This is a genomic window from Parasphingorhabdus sp. SCSIO 66989, assembly GCF_032852305.1.
In the GTDB taxonomy this organism is placed as follows: domain Bacteria; phylum Pseudomonadota; class Alphaproteobacteria; order Sphingomonadales; family Sphingomonadaceae; genus Alterisphingorhabdus; species Alterisphingorhabdus coralli.
In genome coordinates, this window is the sequence record NZ_CP136594.1 from 361,921 (window position 1) to 375,856 (window position 13,936).

The window sequence follows — 13,936 nt, forward strand, 5'->3', positions numbered from 1 at the left end:
TTTGGTCAGTCCTTCTTCTTGTCCGAACTGCTCTTGCTACTTCCGGTCATCCCTGCGGCCCCGGCCTGCATCAGCGACTGGAAGAAGCGCATCCCCATCTCGCCCATCGGCGCGATGTTCTTGGTCAGCGTCTGCATCTGCTCGAGCGTAGTTGCGCCTTTCATCATATCCTTGACGCTATCGACATAGGCCTGGTTGACCTCGCTGACATCGGGCAGCCCCAACAGGCGGCGCATCTCTTCCGGTGTGCAATCCAGTTCGACATTCATTTTCATGGTTCTTCTCCCGAAAAGCGAGCGCATGGCATCGCCTGCTGATTTGCCCTTAACCCGTAACAGATTGTCGCTAATGTGCGCCTGAAACGACCGAAAAGCAATGACCGAGGAAAGGACAAGTCTATATGGGCAGCATGGAAAATATCGCAACTGGTGAGGGTGACAGCGAATTTGGGGCCTATGTCAGCACGCCTGATGCGGCGGCGCCGAAAGCTGCAATTATTGTGATTCAGGAAATCTTCGGCGTCAATCGCGGCATTCGCAGCAAATGTGATGCATGGGCCGAGGCTGGCTATCTCGCCATCGCACCTGATCTGTTTTGGCGGCTGCAACCGGGCATTGCACTCGACCCCGATGTTGAGAGCGAATTCCAGCAGGCGCTCGATTGGATGGGTAAATTCAATCAGGATCAGGGAGTGCGTGATATCGCCGCAACTATCGACCATGCCCGCGCAGCCATGGACGGTGGTAAGGTCGGCTGTGTCGGCTACTGCCTCGGCGGTCGCCTTGCCTTTATGGCCGCTGCGCGCACCGATATTGATGCCTCGGTCGGCTATTATGGCGTCGGCATTGATGGCCTATTGGGCGAGAAGGACGCGATTACCACACCCTTGATGTTGCATATCCCGACCGAAGACGGCTTTGTCGATGCCGCGACGCAAAAGGCAATGCATGAATGGCTGGATGATCATCCGCAGATCGTGCTGCATGACTATGTCGGGCTTGATCACGGCTTTGCAACGGAATTTGGCAAACGCCGCGATGAAGAAGCCGCGCAACTCGCGGATGGGCGTACTGCGGCCTTTTTTGCCGAGCATTTGGGTTAAAGTCTTTGCGATTTCAGCTTTAGCCATTCCATTCTAATCGTTCTTCTCGAGCGAAGTCGAGAGACATTGTAACTGGAGAACTGTGTCTCGACTACGCTCGACACGAACGGAGTTTAACGAAGGCCTCGCTTAACCCATTGCCAACTGCATCAACCCGACATTCGGATCGACAAAACCGTCATAGATCATGGTGCAGGCAACATAGATAATCACCAGCAGGCCGAGATAGGCGATCCATTTATAGCGCTCGATATATTTGGCGATGATATTGGCGGCGAGGCCCATCAAAGCCACCGACAGTAACAGGCCGATTACCAATATCCCGGGATGCTCGCGCGCGGCGCCGGCGACGCCGAGGACATTGTCGAGGCTCATCGACACGTCCGCCGCGGTTACCGCCCAGACAGCGCCCCAGAAGCTTTTGGACGGTGCCAGACCACTATCCTCATCGCCTTCAATTTCAGGCGAACCCTCTGATTCTCCGCCCATTTCGCGGATTTCGCGCCAGAAGCGCCACGCCACCCAGAGCAGCAAAAGGCCGCCTGCGAGAATCAATCCGACAATGCCGAGCAAGACACTCACCATCAGAGCGAAGACAATGCGCAGCACCAGGGCCGCACTAATCCCGATCAGGATGACTTTGCGCCGCTGATCTGCTGGCAGTCCGGCGGCGAGTGCGCCGACAACGATGGCGTTATCAGCGGCGAACACCAGATCGATGAGAATGACCTGACCAAAGGCCCAAAGCGAGGATGGCGAGCCAAATCCGCTGAGGTCATTCATAATCGCCAGCCACAGCGCGCCGAAGGAGTCATAGCCTCCCATGAACGCGCTCGCTTGTGCCAGTTGGGTGAGAATTTCCATCTATGCTGTCCAGTACGGTGTTTAATCCGCTTACTGGTTCATACTATCGAAGAAATCTTCGTTGGTCTTGGAATCCTTCATCTTGTCGAGCAGGAATTCCATCGCGTCGATGGTGCCCATCTGCATCAATATGCGGCGCAAGACCCACATCTTGCTGAGCGTATCCTTCTCGACCAGAATTTCTTCCTTACGCGTGCCGGACTTGCCGACATCGAGCGCCGGGAAGATGCGCTTGTCAGCAACCTTGCGATCGAGCACGATCTCGCTGTTGCCGGTGCCCTTGAATTCCTCAAAGATCACCTCGTCCATGCGGCTGCCAGTATCGATCAGGGCGGTTGCGATAATCGAGAGCGAACCGCCCTCTTCAATATTCCGCGCTGCGCCAAAGAACCGCTTGGGGCGTTGCAAGGCATTGGCATCGACACCGCCGGTCAGCACCTTGCCCGAGCTGGGGACCACTGTATTATAGGCGCGGCCCAGTCGTGTAATCGAGTCGAGCAGGATGACCACATCATGCTTATGCTCGACTAGGCGTTTGGCCTTTTCAATAACCATTTCAGCGACTTGTACGTGGCGGCTGGCGGGCTCATCAAAGGTGGAGCTGATCACCTCGCCATTGACCGAGCGCTGCATATCGGTCACTTCTTCCGGGCGCTCGTCAATCAGCAGCACCAGCAGATAGACCTCGGGGTGATTGTCGGTAATCGCCTTGGCAATATTCTGCAACAGCACCGTTTTACCGGTACGCGGCGGCGCGACGATCAGTGCGCGCTGGCCTTTACCCTGGGGCGAGATGATATCGATCACCCGCGCCGATTTGTCCTTCACCGTCGGATCAAGCGTATCCAGCGACAGCTTCTGATCGGGATAAAGCGGGGTCAAATTGTCGAAGTTAACACGGGTGCGGACCGCCTGCGGATCTTCAAAATTAACTTCGGTAAGCTTGGTCAGAGCAAAATAGCGCTCGCCATCACGCGGCCCGCGAATTTCGCCCTCTACCGTATCACCGGTGCGCAGACCGAATTTGCGAACCTGATTGGGGGATACGTAGATATCATCGGGGCCGGCAAGATAATTGGCTTCGGGTGAGCGCAAAAAGCCAAAGCCATCGGACAGCACTTCAATCGTGCCGAGACCCATAATCTGCTCGCCATCCTCAGCCAGTTGTTTGAGAATGCCAAACATCAGATCCTGACGCCGCATGGTTGAGGCGCCTTCAACCCCCAGTTCTTCCGCCATGGAGACGAGTTCAGCAGGGGTTTTCTGTTTTAGTTCTTTAAGATGCATGACGCACAAATCCGAGTTGAAAAGAGAGTCTGGCCAGCGTGAAACAGTCAGATCGAAATGAGAAAAGCTAGCGCGGTTACTATTTGGGGAGTGGCGCTATATACCCGAACGGGCTTGGCGCAATAAATACGCTCTCCGGTGCTCCATGTCAATGAAACACCGTGCTGACATTATGATAGTCTGCCTAAATCGGCCGGACGATAACCAATATTACAATAATCGCCGCGGCAATGCCGGGCACTTCATTGAGCAGGCGCAAAGTCTTGCCGCTCATCGGTCGCTCACCGCGCGCCAATTTCTTCGAATATCCGACCATCCAGCCATGATAACCTGACAACAATAGCACAAACAGCAGCTTGGCATGGAACCAGCCCTGGCTGAATGCCCCGGTATAATAAGCCAGTGCCAGGCCGACGATCCAGACAATGATCAAAGACGGGTTGAGAATAATCTTGCGCAGACGTGCTTCGCGCTCAACCCATTGTGCATCCTCGGTCGATCCTTCGGGTGACTCCTGGTGATAGACAAAAAAGCGAGGCAGCATGAACAACCCCGCCATCCAGAAGATGACGAAGATCAGATGCGCCGATTTAAGCCATTCATAGAGCAATGCGAAGATATCCATCAGAGTCCGGGAGATGCAAAGTTATGATCCACTACGCACAAGAGTAAGCAGCTTCTCGACATGTGCAATAGGGGTTTCCTTGATAATGCCATGGCCGAGGTTGAAAATATGTGGCCGCTCGGAAAATGCCTCGAATATGTGTGCCACAGCGCTATCGAGTGCCTCACCGCCCTCTAGCAAAGCTAGCGGATCAAGGTTGCCCTGCACCGGCATATCAGCCGGGAGGTAAGTATGTGCCCAGACCGGGTCCACCGTCTCGTCAATCCCCAGCGCATCGATGCCGGTTTCACGGGCATAAGCAGGCAGCTTGCCACCTGCGCCTTTGGGGAAGCCGATAATCGGCGTATCGGGATGGCGTTGTTTCAGCGCGGCTACAATCGCCGCATTGGGCGCGATCACCCAGCGCTCAAACTGTGCCGGAGACAATGTCCCTGCCCAGCTGTCAAACAGCTGTACCGCATCAACACCCGCCTTTATCTGACCTGAAAGATACTCCACGGTCTGCGCGGTAATGGCATCGATCAGGGCGCTGAACGCGGCGACATCCTGATAGGCCATAATTCGCGCCTCGGCCTGATCCTTGCTCCCCTGCCCGTGCACCATATAAGTCGCCACCGTCCAGGGTGATCCGGCAAAGCCCAAAAGCGCACGCTCTTTATCATAATCGTTGTCGAGCATATGGCGCACTAGGCGCACTGTCTCATAAATCGGATTCAGACGCTCCGGCACCGCTTCAAGGCCTGCAAGGTCATGATCAACCATTTTCGGGCTCAGATGCGGTCCCTCGCCCGCGAGAAAGGCAAGATCCTGCCCCATCGCATGCGGGATATTCAAAATGTCGGCAAACAGGATCGCCGCATCAAAGCCGAAACGACGGATCGGCTGGATCGTAATTTCCGCCGCAGCCTCGCTATCATAGACCAGCTCAAGAAAGCCGCCCTTCTTTGCCCGCAATTCGCGATATTCGGGAAGATACCGCCCTGCCTGGCGCATAAGCCAGACGGGACGGGTTTCGGTGCGCTCGCCTTTGAGCTGCCTTACGATCAGTGCATTCTCGCTCATATATAATCTTTATATATTAGAATCTTTAGATGATGTTTGTTGTCGGGATGACAAATGGGATAAAACCTCTTTGCAGCAATTTTCGACAGATTGACAGAGCGGATTCATGGTTTGGTTAATGAGTCGTTTGCCTTATCCGCATTTTGCACAGGCTGTGGATGGACAAAGTGCCATGTGGATATCTGGTGGGAGAAAAATCGACGCTATGGGCAGAAAAACAGCATTGGCATTTGTCCGCTGATTTGTGCACAGGCTTTCCAGAGGGTTTATGCGCGGAGATTGCGGAGCGTGAAATCGCGACGCTATGGCGATGATCACAGCGTTGATAGATATCAGAGGATCAGAAAGCAAAGGCCATGGGCGCAAAACAGTTGCATCTCCATCTCCTGTCTGACTCTACCGGTGAAACGCTGGAAAATATCGCCAAGGCATCGCTGGCGCAATTTGATGGCGTCGAGATTATCAAGCATTTCTGGCCGATGGTGCGTTCGGAAAGCCATTTGGACCGGATATTGACCGAAGTGGCGGCCAATCCAGGCTTGGTATTGTTCACCCTTGTGAATCCAACGACGCGGCGCAAGCTGGAGCGGCAATGCCGCACATTAGGATTGCCTGCGGTACCGGCACTGGATGCCGTGACCGATGCTCTCTCTAATCTGCTGGGGCAAGAAGCGAAAGCGCGGCCGGGGCGTCAGCATATATTGGATGCCGCCTATTTTGAGCGGGTCGAGGCGATTCAGTTCACCATTGCGCATGATGATGGCGTTGCCTGGGAGAATTGGGAGGAGGCGGATATCGTGCTGGCGGGTGTTTCGCGTTCATCCAAAACGCCAACCTCAATCTATCTCGCCAATCGTGGATTTAAGGTGGCGAATATCCCTATCGTCCCGCAATCGCCGCCGCCCGATGCGCTGTATAATCTGAAATTTCCATTGGTGGTCGGCCTCACCACCAATGCCGACCGGCTGGTGCAGGTGCGGCGCAACCGTCTGTTATCGTTGAATCAGGCCCCGGAAACCGATTATGTTGATGCCGATGCGGTGCAGGAAGAAATTCGCTACGCCCGGAGGATGTTTGCCGATAATGGCTGGCCGGTGATTGATGTGACACGCCGGTCCATCGAAGAAACGGCAGCGGCGATTATCAATTTGGTCAATGATCGGGCGATGGCGCGGTCGCAGGGTGATGGCGAGACCGCCGAGCAGTATAAAGCATGAACCTGATCCTCGCATCGCAAAGCCAGTCCCGACAGACTATGCTGCGCAATGCCGGCGTCCCCTTCGTGGAGCAAGCTGCGCATCTGGATGAAGAAACATTGCGCGACGGTTTGGTCGATCGGGGCACCAGTCCGCGCAATATCGCCGATGCTCTTGCCGAGGCAAAAGCGCTAAAAATCTCGCTGACCCATGGCGAAGCGCTGGTCCTCGGTTCCGATCAGATATTGGAAACCGCTGATGGTTCGATGCTCAGCAAAGCACCCTCACCCGAAGCGGCCAAAGCGCATTTGCAAAGGCTTTCCGGGCAAAGACATACACTGCATAGCGCTGCCGTGATCGCGGAAAATGGCGAGCCCGTATGGCGCGCACTCGAGAGCGTCAAAATGACTATGCGCCCGCTCAGCGATGATTTCATTGATGACTATGTCGCCGCGCATTGGCAGGCGATACGCTATTGTGTCGGTTGCTATCAGATGGAAGGCGCAGGCGCGCAGCTTTTTGCCCGGATCGAGGGCAGCCATTTTGCGATATTGGGGATGCCGTTATTGCCGGTACTCGGCTTTTTGCGCGAACGGGGGATGCTGCCACAATGAGTTTTGACACCCGTTTTGATCGACCGACAGCAGAGGTGATTGGCGATCCGATCAGCCATAGCAAATCGCCTCTGATTCATCGTTTCTGGCTGGAACAGCTCGGATTGAATGGCGATTATCAGGCCTGTCATGTCGCGCCCGATCTATTGGCAGATTATTTCGCAGCGCGGCGGAGCGATCCCAATTGGCGCGGTTGCAATGTCACCATCCCGCATAAACTGGCGGTGCTAGACCATGCCGAAGATCGTGGCGGGGTTAAGCAAAGCATCGGTGCCGCGAACACGGTGTTTCGCGAAGATGGCAAGGACAGTCTGATCGCAACCAATACCGATGCTGCCGGATTCTACGCGCCCTTGTCGCAAAGCGATTTGTCCGGTCGCTCGGCTTTGGTTATCGGTGCCGGTGGTGCGGCGCGCGCGGTGCTGTTTGCGCTGGCGCGGGCCGAGATTGGCACGGTGGCGCTGATGGCGCGCAACCCGCTCAAGGCGATGGCGTTGCTCTCGGGTCTTGGTGTCAAGGGCGAAGTCATCGGCTTTGATGCACCCCTGCCCGCTGCCGATCTGTTGATCAACGCCAGCCCGCTTGGGATGACCGGTTTTGATCCCCTACCCGATCTGGATCTGGGTCGCCTGCCGAATCATGCCATTGTCTATGATCTGGTCTATGCGCCGCTTGAGACAGAGCTGCTGTCTGTCGCCAAAGCGCGCGGTCTGGAGACGATTGACGGCCTGTCAATGCTGATTGGTCAGGCTGCTCTGGCGTTTGAGCTGTTCTTTGGCGCTGCGGTTCCGGCTGATAGTGAGCAGCAATTACGCGAGAAGCTGATCGCATGACACAAAGCACGCAGCACAGTCGCCCGCATATTATCGGCCTCACCGGCTCGATCGGCATGGGCAAATCCACCGTTGCGGATATGTTTCGCGATAATGGTGTGCCGGTGTTCGATGCTGATGCCGCAGTGCATATCCTGCAAGGACCGGGCGGTGAATTGGTCAGCGCGATTGAAGCGGAATTTCCCGGTACGACTATCGGCGAAGGGTCAGATGCTTATGTTGATCGCCAGAAACTCGGCGCGGCGGTATTGGGTGACAAGGACAAGCTGGCGCGGCTGGAGGCGCTGATGCACCCGGCGGTCGGTGAGATGCGGGCGCAGTTTTTTGCCGATAATGCCGATGTGCCGATGGTGGTGTTCGATATTCCGTTGCTGTTTGAAAAAGGCGGTGCGGATTACGTCGATACCATTGTCACGGTATCCGCGCCTGGCGATGTCCAGCGCGAACGGGTATTGGCGCGGCCTGGCATGAGCGAAGAGAAATTTGCGCATATCCTCGGCCTGCAAACGCCCGATGCGGAAAAGCGCGCGCGGTCTGATCATGTTGTCGACACTGGTGTCACGCTCGAGGAAACCGCCGCGGCAGTGAAACAGCTGGTGGACCAGATCGGACAAAAACTTGCACAAAATGCCGATCAATCTGATATATAGTCATAGAAGGGTACTATATGCGCGAGATTGTTTTCGACACCGAAACCACCGGATTTGAGCCGGGACTCGATGGTGGCGACCGGATGGTCGAAATTGGCTGCATAGAAATGATCGACCGGATAGAAACCGGACGTACTTATCATTGTTATTTCAATCCTGAACGATCCATGCCTGCTGCGGCAGAAGAAGTGCATGGTCTGAGCGACGCCTTCCTTTCGGACAAACCGCTCTTCGCCAGCAAGGCCGAGGAAATCCTGGAATTTATCGGCGACGCTAACCTTGTGGCGCATAACGCCGCTTTTGACTTCAAATTCCTCAACGCAGAGCTGGAATGGGCGGGCCATGCGCCGGTATCGATGGACCGCATGGTCGATACGCTGGCCATTGCCCGCGCCAAGCATAGTGGTGCCAAGCTGTCGCTTGATGCGTTGTGCACTCGCTATGGCATTGATCGCAGCCAGCGGGTGAAGCATGGCGCACTGCTCGATGCCGAGTTGCTGACACAAGTCTATATTGAACTCACCGGCGGCCGCCAGATCGGTCTGGGACTCGATGCCGAGGCCGCTGCGCCGGCTGTCGAGGCTGTGAATATAATCAGCCCGAGCAACAAGACCGTGCGCCCTGCCCGACCGCATCATGCCAGCGCAGAAGAGCGCGAGCGACACCGGGCATTTCTGGAAAAAGTGGATGACCCCTTGTGGGAAAAGCTGGAGGCGCATATTGCGATCCGAATTTCGGGATAGCCGAAATAACAAACATATATATTTCAGTAAGATAGTTAGGTTTACATTATGGATATTCGCGTTTCAGGTCATCAGGTGGACACCGGTTCGGCTTTGCAGACCCATGTCGAAGACCGACTGGGCGCGATTGTTGACAAATATTTCGACAAGGCGATTTCGGCGCATGTGACGCTAAGCAAGGGGCCGCATGACAGTTTTGTCGTCGATATTGTCATGCATGTGATGCAGGGCCTGATCCTTAAAGGCTCGGCCCAGGGCCAGGAAGCCCATCCGGCTTTTGATGGCGCGGCCGACAAGATCGAGAAGCAGCTACGCCGCTATATGCGCCGGTTGAAGGACCGGCATGAGAAGATGCAGCACGCTGCGAAGATGGACGAGGCCGCCTATACCGTGTTTGAAACGCCCGATAGCGATGAGGAACCGGAAAGCCAGGAGGCGTCCGATGCGCCTCCGGTCATTGCCGAAACCCGGGTCGATATTCCTGAAGCATCGGTTTCTGATGCGGTGATGATGCTCGATCTGCGCAACACCTCGGCGCTGATGTTCAAAAACACTGGCACTGGCGCGCATAATATGGTTTATCGCCGCTCCGACGGCACCATCGGCTGGGTCGAACCGCAAGAATAAGACCGATTGTCCGTTAATCGGGCTGAACCGAGCCCTGCTGTCCGGCGCTTAATCTCGCCTAAATCTCGATGCGTTAGAGAGTCTTGAGGACCTGAAAAAACATGATGTATCAAGATACCCGATTGCTGGTGCTTGATCGCGAGGCCGTGGTCACCGGGCTAGCCATTGCGAACAAGAAGCAGCTATTTGACATTATTGCTGAGCAGTTCGCCCATATTTATGGGCTGGACCGACAGCAATGCCTCGACTTGCTGAGCGCCCGCGAGGATATGGGCAGCACAGGCTTTGGCCGCGGCATCGCCATTCCGCATGCCCGGATTGAGGGGATTACCCGTCCGGTGGCACTGTTCCTTCAGCTTGATCAGTCAATTGATTATATGGCGGTGGATTCCGAGCCGGTGGATCTGGTCTGGGCCATGCTGTCTCCAGCCAATCAGGGCGCGCTGCATCTGCGCGCACTGGCGCATGTGTCGCGGTTGCTCCGCGATGAGGCGCTGGTGAGCCAGTTGCGCGGGGCCGATGATGGCAATGCGATCCATGCTCTGCTCGGCGAAAAGCTGCAGCGCAAGGCAGCATGAGCGGCGCGAACACCCTGGAACAAGCCAGTCAGGGTGCTGCCGCCCATTTCCGTTCGCTTGAATCGCTTTATGCCTCAGCGCAGATCAATGCATTGTTTGACTCACAGCTCAGTATTGCTGCTGAGGGCCAGTCGGTTATCGAGTTCACCATAACCCCTGCCGTCTATCATGCCGCCGGAGCGGCGCATGGCACGATTTATTTCAAAATGCTCGATGATGCCGCCTTTTATGCTGCGAACTCGATGGTCAGTGATCGGTTTCTGCTGACCACCGCATTCAACCTGCACTTTACCAAGCCGGTAAAGGAAGGAAAAGTGCGCGCCGAGGGCAAATGGATATCGGGTCATCGCCGGGTGTTGGTCGCCGAATCGCGGCTGGTTGACACGGAAGGCGATGAGATCGGTCGCGGCACCGGCACCTTTATGCGCTCGCATATCGGGCTGAGCGGCCTTGATGGTTATCACCAATAAATTCGCCACTTCCGGGCCGAACCATGATTGAGCCACGTATCGCGACTCACATCCGGGTGCGCGCCTTGCGACAAACTGTCGAGGCTGAGGGTGGATTTGCGATTGTGTTACAAAAGGGCGATCCGGTTTCTGGCGCGCTTCTGGTGCAACAGCTAAAAAATGGCAGAAACCCTGTCCTTTTTGAGCAAATGCCAAATTTTGACGGCCCCGGCGAATGGCTGGAAATCAAACAGGAAAATCCTGATAACCTACAGGAATATAAAGATTATTTATCGCGACGCATGGAGCGTGATCGCGATTTATGGCTGATTGAACTGGATATCGCTGATAGCGCACAACTGGTCGCCCTATTGCAATCCATTGGTTGACTCTTGTTACAAGATCGCTATTTGCGCCCCCACATTGATAAAGGCGTAGGCAGTCTGTGAACTGAGGCAGATGAGCGCGCAGACGGGGGGCCGTCGAAATTGTCCGAGTGGCTGATCATAAAGATCGGCTGCAGAATGGCATTTTCACCAGACGCGCTCACCGCACATATATTTGGTATATGAGTAAGAAACTGCAGATCGCGAGCGCGGTGGCTGTCACCGCGTCGACCCTGACCGTCCTTATGACCGGCGATGTTGGTCTGGCCTATGATCAGATGATCGGCAATGCGGCGGCACAGGAAATTTCTGACAGCAAAATGGAAGCACAGGTCGCCCCCGAGGTTATTATTGCCGAAACCGAGGGTGAAGATGGTGCGACCGACGGCGAGATCGTGGCCGATACCGCTGCCGATGGCGAAGGCGCCATGGTGCAGCCGCTGCCTGCAGACTATAAGACCCCGGAAGAAAAGCAGGCCGAAGCGCCCGTTCTCACCGGCGCAGACAGCTTGCGTGAGCTGGTGCGTCTGCAGGACGGCAATGCTGGCATGGATGAGCAACTGCGCTGCCTTGCCGGTGCGGTCTATTTTGAATCCAAGGGTGAATCTCTGCGCGGCCAATTGGCGGTGGCGCATGTGGTGAAGGCGCGTAAGCAATCGTCGCGCTTCCCCAATAGCTATTGCGGCGTTGTCTATCAGCGCAGCCAATTCTCTTTCGTGCGCGGCGGCAAGATGCCACGGATCAACACCGGCAGCCAGGCCTGGGCCAATGCCAAGGCGATTGCCCGCATTGCTGATCAGGATGCGTGGAAAAGCGATGTTGATGGCGCTCTGTTCTTCCATGCGCGTTACGTTAATCCGCGCTGGCGTCTGACGCGTATTGCGCAGATCGATAATCACGTCTTTTATCGCTGATATCCAAGCGAGCAAGATCACCAAAAGGCGGCGTCGGGCAACCGGCGCCGCTTTTTTATTCCTCCCCATTTTGGGGAGGGGGACCAGCGAAGCTGGTGGAGGGGCACCGTCGGCATGTTCCAATCTGCCGATTTCAACGGCCTCAGCCAAGGCTTTGTTACTTCCTCAGTTAACACAGCATTATATTGCCTGTGCCCCTCCACCGCCGTTGGCGGTCCCCCTCCCCCAAGGGGGAGGATATATGCGATCAATCGCGCAGCAGCTCGTTAATCCCGGTCTTGGCACGCGTCTGGGCGTCCACAGTCTTCACGATAACCGCGCAATAGAGTGACGGCCCCATGCTGCCATCGGGCAAGGGCTTGCCGGGCAGGCTGCCAGGCACCACCACCGCATAGGGCGGCACCTTGCCGATATGTACTTCGCCACTGGCACGATCGACAATCTTGGTCGAAGCGCCGAGATAGACACCCATGGAGAGCACCGCGCCCTTGCCCACGGTCACACCCTCGGCCACTTCCGCCCGCGCGCCGATAAAGGCGCCATCTTCAATCACCACTGGACCAGCCTGTAGCGGCTCCAATACGCCACCAATGCCAGCACCGCCGGAGATATGGACATTCATGCCAATCTGGGCGCAGCTGCCGACCGTGGCCCAGGTGTCGACCATCGTGCCTTCATCAACATAGGCACCGATATTCACAAAGCTGGGCATCAATACGACGTTCTTGCCGATGAACGAGCCAGCGCGGACAATCGCGCCCGGGACGGCGCGGAAACCCGCCTCACGAAAGCGGTTCTCACCCCATCCGGCGAATTTGGACGGCACTTTATCATACCATCCGGCGCTGCCTGGTCCGCCATCGATCGGCACATTATCATTCAGCCGGAAAGACAGAAGTACCGCTTTCTTCAGCCATTGGTTGACCTTCCATCCACCCTGCGCGTCTGGTTCGGCCACCCGCGCGCCGCCATTGTCGAGCAGGTCGAGCGCGGCATTCACCGCATCGCGTTCTGCGCCCAGGCTGGTGGTGTTGAGCATATCCCGCTTCTCCCAGGCGGCGTCGATGGTCTCGGCGAGGCTGGCATGGTGCTGCGATGTCATAGAATTGCGGTCCTTTTATTCTGTGGCTCAGATGCGCGCTTATCCTGATTAAGCGATGCGGTAATCGTTGCAAGCGCCTGTGACAGGTCTTTGATATGCAGGTCAATATGTTCCGGATCATGGCCATGATCGCCAAGCTCTGAACCATTGTCGATCCACACCGTTGCCATGCCGCGCTTTTTCGCAGGCAACAGGTTGCGCGCCATATCCTCAAAGAACAGCGACTGGCGCGGATCAATATCCAGCGTCTCGATAAGGCTGTCATAGGCATGGTCTTCGGGCTTGGGCTGATAGCGGGTGGCATGAATATCATGGATGCCGCTGAATAATGCGCTCAGGCCGAGCCGCTCCAGCACTTTTGCCGCATAGGTCGCATCGGCATTGGTGAAGATATATTTCTCGCCCGGCAAATCCGCAATCTGCCGCGCCAGATCAGGCCGGGGGTCGAGCGCCGCCATATCAATATCATGGACAAATTCGAGAAAGTCATGCGGATCAATGCCGTGATGGTGCATCAGCCCGGCCAAGGTCGTGCCATGGTCGCGAAAATAGCGTTTCTGAATGATCCGCGCATCACCGGCATCAACGCCGAGCAGCTCTGAGATATAGCGCCCCATTTTGACATCGATCAGATCAAACAGGCCAAGATCGGCAGAATAGAGCGTGTTGTCGAGATCGAATACCCAATAACGGACATGGTCAAAATGCGGTGAAGGTGTGGGGGAAGCCATGGCGAGGGGCATATTGTCCCAATCTGGCAAAGGCAAGCATCCATGATGGACTCAATTATAAAGAGGGCGCAACATCAGTCGCGACTCAAAAATTTCTTTGTCTGAGCGGTTAAGCGCCGTCCCTGGCCGCCGTCACTAAGGGGGTAGTTTCACCACGATCACGCGCACGGGGG

18 protein-coding genes are annotated in these 13,936 nt (G+C 55.9%); 11 read left to right on the forward strand and 7 right to left on the reverse strand.

What is annotated here, in order from left to right:
* Positions 1-5 precede the first annotated feature (5 nt).
* A complete protein-coding gene (locus RB602_RS01675) occupies positions 6-275 on the reverse strand; it encodes a DUF6489 family protein (RefSeq protein WP_317082366.1) in 270 nt (89 codons plus the stop codon).
* A 125-nt stretch (positions 276-400) separates the two neighbouring features.
* On the opposite strand from RB602_RS01675, the gene RB602_RS01680 reads away from it, so the two are divergent.
* On the forward strand, positions 401-1,102 hold the full coding sequence (locus RB602_RS01680; RefSeq protein WP_317082368.1) for a dienelactone hydrolase family protein: 702 nt from the start codon (positions 401-403) through the stop codon (positions 1,100-1,102).
* Positions 1,103-1,231: 129 nt separating this feature from the next.
* Here the strand turns inward: RB602_RS01680 and RB602_RS01685 are convergent, their stop codons facing one another.
* The 4 genes from RB602_RS01685 to hemE form a co-directional block, all read right to left on the reverse strand.
* Positions 1,232-1,966 carry a YjbE family putative metal transport protein gene (locus RB602_RS01685; RefSeq protein WP_317082370.1) on the reverse strand — a complete coding sequence of 245 codons (735 nt, stop codon included), beginning with the start codon at positions 1,964-1,966 and terminating at the stop codon, positions 1,232-1,234.
* A 30-nt stretch (positions 1,967-1,996) separates the two neighbouring features.
* On the reverse strand, positions 1,997-3,253 hold the full coding sequence (gene rho / locus RB602_RS01690; protein ID WP_317082372.1) for a transcription termination factor Rho: 1,257 nt from the start codon (positions 3,251-3,253) through the stop codon (positions 1,997-1,999).
* A gap of 184 nt (positions 3,254-3,437) precedes the next feature.
* A complete protein-coding gene (locus RB602_RS01695; protein ID WP_317082374.1) occupies positions 3,438-3,878 on the reverse strand; it encodes a CopD family protein in 441 nt (146 codons plus the stop codon).
* A 21-nt stretch (positions 3,879-3,899) separates the two neighbouring features.
* Positions 3,900-4,940, reverse strand: a complete 1,041-nt coding sequence (hemE, locus tag RB602_RS01700) for a uroporphyrinogen decarboxylase (RefSeq protein WP_317082376.1) — start codon at positions 4,938-4,940, stop codon at positions 3,900-3,902.
* A gap of 356 nt (positions 4,941-5,296) precedes the next feature.
* Here hemE and RB602_RS01705 point away from each other — a divergent pair, with 356 nt between their 5' ends.
* From RB602_RS01705 to RB602_RS01750, 10 genes are all read left to right on the forward strand, one after another.
* Positions 5,297-6,157: a pyruvate, water dikinase regulatory protein gene (locus RB602_RS01705; RefSeq protein WP_317082378.1), complete on the forward strand. Its 861-nt coding sequence runs from the start codon at positions 5,297-5,299 to the stop codon at positions 6,155-6,157.
* Positions 6,154-6,750, forward strand: a complete 597-nt coding sequence (locus RB602_RS01710) for a Maf family protein (RefSeq protein WP_317082380.1) — start codon at positions 6,154-6,156, stop codon at positions 6,748-6,750. The genes RB602_RS01705 and RB602_RS01710 overlap by 4 nt, the downstream gene beginning before the upstream one ends.
* Positions 6,747-7,583, forward strand: coding sequence for a shikimate dehydrogenase (gene aroE, locus RB602_RS01715; protein WP_317082382.1), 837 nt, complete (start codon positions 6,747-6,749; stop codon positions 7,581-7,583). Before RB602_RS01710 ends, aroE begins: the two co-directional genes overlap by 4 nt.
* On the forward strand, positions 7,580-8,233 hold the full coding sequence (gene coaE, locus RB602_RS01720) for a dephospho-CoA kinase (RefSeq protein ID WP_317082384.1): 654 nt from the start codon (positions 7,580-7,582) through the stop codon (positions 8,231-8,233). Before aroE ends, coaE begins: the two co-directional genes overlap by 4 nt.
* 17 nt (positions 8,234-8,250) lie before the next feature.
* Complete coding sequence (gene dnaQ, locus RB602_RS01725) at positions 8,251-8,976, forward strand: DNA polymerase III subunit epsilon (RefSeq protein WP_317082386.1); 726 nt, start codon at positions 8,251-8,253, stop codon at positions 8,974-8,976.
* A gap of 48 nt (positions 8,977-9,024) precedes the next feature.
* Complete coding sequence (gene hpf / locus RB602_RS01730) at positions 9,025-9,603, forward strand: ribosome hibernation-promoting factor, HPF/YfiA family (protein ID WP_317082388.1); 579 nt, start codon at positions 9,025-9,027, stop codon at positions 9,601-9,603.
* A 101-nt stretch (positions 9,604-9,704) separates the two neighbouring features.
* Positions 9,705-10,181, forward strand: coding sequence for a PTS sugar transporter subunit IIA (locus RB602_RS01735; protein ID WP_317082390.1), 477 nt, complete (start codon positions 9,705-9,707; stop codon positions 10,179-10,181).
* A complete protein-coding gene (locus RB602_RS01740) occupies positions 10,178-10,651 on the forward strand; it encodes a PaaI family thioesterase (RefSeq protein ID WP_317082392.1) in 474 nt (157 codons plus the stop codon). Before RB602_RS01735 ends, RB602_RS01740 begins: the two co-directional genes overlap by 4 nt.
* Before the next feature lie 23 nt (positions 10,652-10,674).
* A complete protein-coding gene (locus tag RB602_RS01745) occupies positions 10,675-11,019 on the forward strand; it encodes a DUF1491 family protein (RefSeq protein ID WP_317082394.1) in 345 nt (114 codons plus the stop codon).
* Positions 11,020-11,198: 179 nt separating this feature from the next.
* The gene (locus tag RB602_RS01750; protein WP_317082396.1) at positions 11,199-11,930 is read left to right on the forward strand and encodes a cell wall hydrolase; all 732 of its coding nucleotides are present in this window, start codon (positions 11,199-11,201) and stop codon (positions 11,928-11,930) included.
* Between the two features lie 247 nt (positions 11,931-12,177).
* On the opposite strand, the gene dapD is transcribed toward RB602_RS01750, so the two are convergent.
* Both dapD and RB602_RS01760 read right to left on the reverse strand, forming a co-directional pair.
* Positions 12,178-13,032: a 2,3,4,5-tetrahydropyridine-2,6-dicarboxylate N-succinyltransferase gene (dapD, locus tag RB602_RS01755; RefSeq protein WP_317082398.1), complete on the reverse strand. Its 855-nt coding sequence runs from the start codon at positions 13,030-13,032 to the stop codon at positions 12,178-12,180.
* A complete protein-coding gene (locus RB602_RS01760; RefSeq protein ID WP_317082399.1) occupies positions 13,029-13,763 on the reverse strand; it encodes a pyrimidine 5'-nucleotidase in 735 nt (244 codons plus the stop codon). The genes dapD and RB602_RS01760 overlap by 4 nt, the downstream gene beginning before the upstream one ends.
* Between the last annotated feature and the right edge of the window lie 173 nt (positions 13,764-13,936).

What these genes read in the sequence shown, in the direction of transcription:
- RB602_RS01675 (WP_317082366.1), bottom strand. Translation starts at nt 275, where the DNA reads ATGAAAATGAATGTCGAACTGGATTGCACACCGGAAGAGATGCGCCGC.
- RB602_RS01680 (WP_317082368.1), top strand. Translation starts at nt 401, where the DNA reads ATGGGCAGCATGGAAAATATCGCAACTGGTGAGGGTGACAGCGAATTT.
- RB602_RS01685 (WP_317082370.1), bottom strand. Translation starts at nt 1,966, where the DNA reads ATGGAAATTCTCACCCAACTGGCACAAGCGAGCGCGTTCATGGGAGGC.
- rho (WP_317082372.1), bottom strand. Translation starts at nt 3,253, where the DNA reads ATGCATCTTAAAGAACTAAAACAGAAAACCCCTGCTGAACTCGTCTCC.
- RB602_RS01695 (WP_317082374.1), bottom strand. Translation starts at nt 3,878, where the DNA reads ATGGATATCTTCGCATTGCTCTATGAATGGCTTAAATCGGCGCATCTG.
- hemE (WP_317082376.1), bottom strand. Translation starts at nt 4,940, where the DNA reads ATGAGCGAGAATGCACTGATCGTAAGGCAGCTCAAAGGCGAGCGCACC.
- RB602_RS01705 (WP_317082378.1), top strand. Translation starts at nt 5,297, where the DNA reads ATGGGCGCAAAACAGTTGCATCTCCATCTCCTGTCTGACTCTACCGGT.
- RB602_RS01710 (WP_317082380.1), top strand. Translation starts at nt 6,154, where the DNA reads ATGAACCTGATCCTCGCATCGCAAAGCCAGTCCCGACAGACTATGCTG.
- aroE (WP_317082382.1), top strand. Translation starts at nt 6,747, where the DNA reads ATGAGTTTTGACACCCGTTTTGATCGACCGACAGCAGAGGTGATTGGC.
- coaE (WP_317082384.1), top strand. Translation starts at nt 7,580, where the DNA reads ATGACACAAAGCACGCAGCACAGTCGCCCGCATATTATCGGCCTCACC.
- dnaQ (WP_317082386.1), top strand. Translation starts at nt 8,251, where the DNA reads ATGCGCGAGATTGTTTTCGACACCGAAACCACCGGATTTGAGCCGGGA.
- hpf (WP_317082388.1), top strand. Translation starts at nt 9,025, where the DNA reads ATGGATATTCGCGTTTCAGGTCATCAGGTGGACACCGGTTCGGCTTTG.
- RB602_RS01735 (WP_317082390.1), top strand. Translation starts at nt 9,705, where the DNA reads ATGATGTATCAAGATACCCGATTGCTGGTGCTTGATCGCGAGGCCGTG.
- RB602_RS01740 (WP_317082392.1), top strand. Translation starts at nt 10,178, where the DNA reads ATGAGCGGCGCGAACACCCTGGAACAAGCCAGTCAGGGTGCTGCCGCC.
- RB602_RS01745 (WP_317082394.1), top strand. Translation starts at nt 10,675, where the DNA reads ATGATTGAGCCACGTATCGCGACTCACATCCGGGTGCGCGCCTTGCGA.
- RB602_RS01750 (WP_317082396.1), top strand. Translation starts at nt 11,199, where the DNA reads ATGAGTAAGAAACTGCAGATCGCGAGCGCGGTGGCTGTCACCGCGTCG.
- dapD (WP_317082398.1), bottom strand. Translation starts at nt 13,032, where the DNA reads ATGACATCGCAGCACCATGCCAGCCTCGCCGAGACCATCGACGCCGCC.
- RB602_RS01760 (WP_317082399.1), bottom strand. Translation starts at nt 13,763, where the DNA reads ATGGCTTCCCCCACACCTTCACCGCATTTTGACCATGTCCGTTATTGG.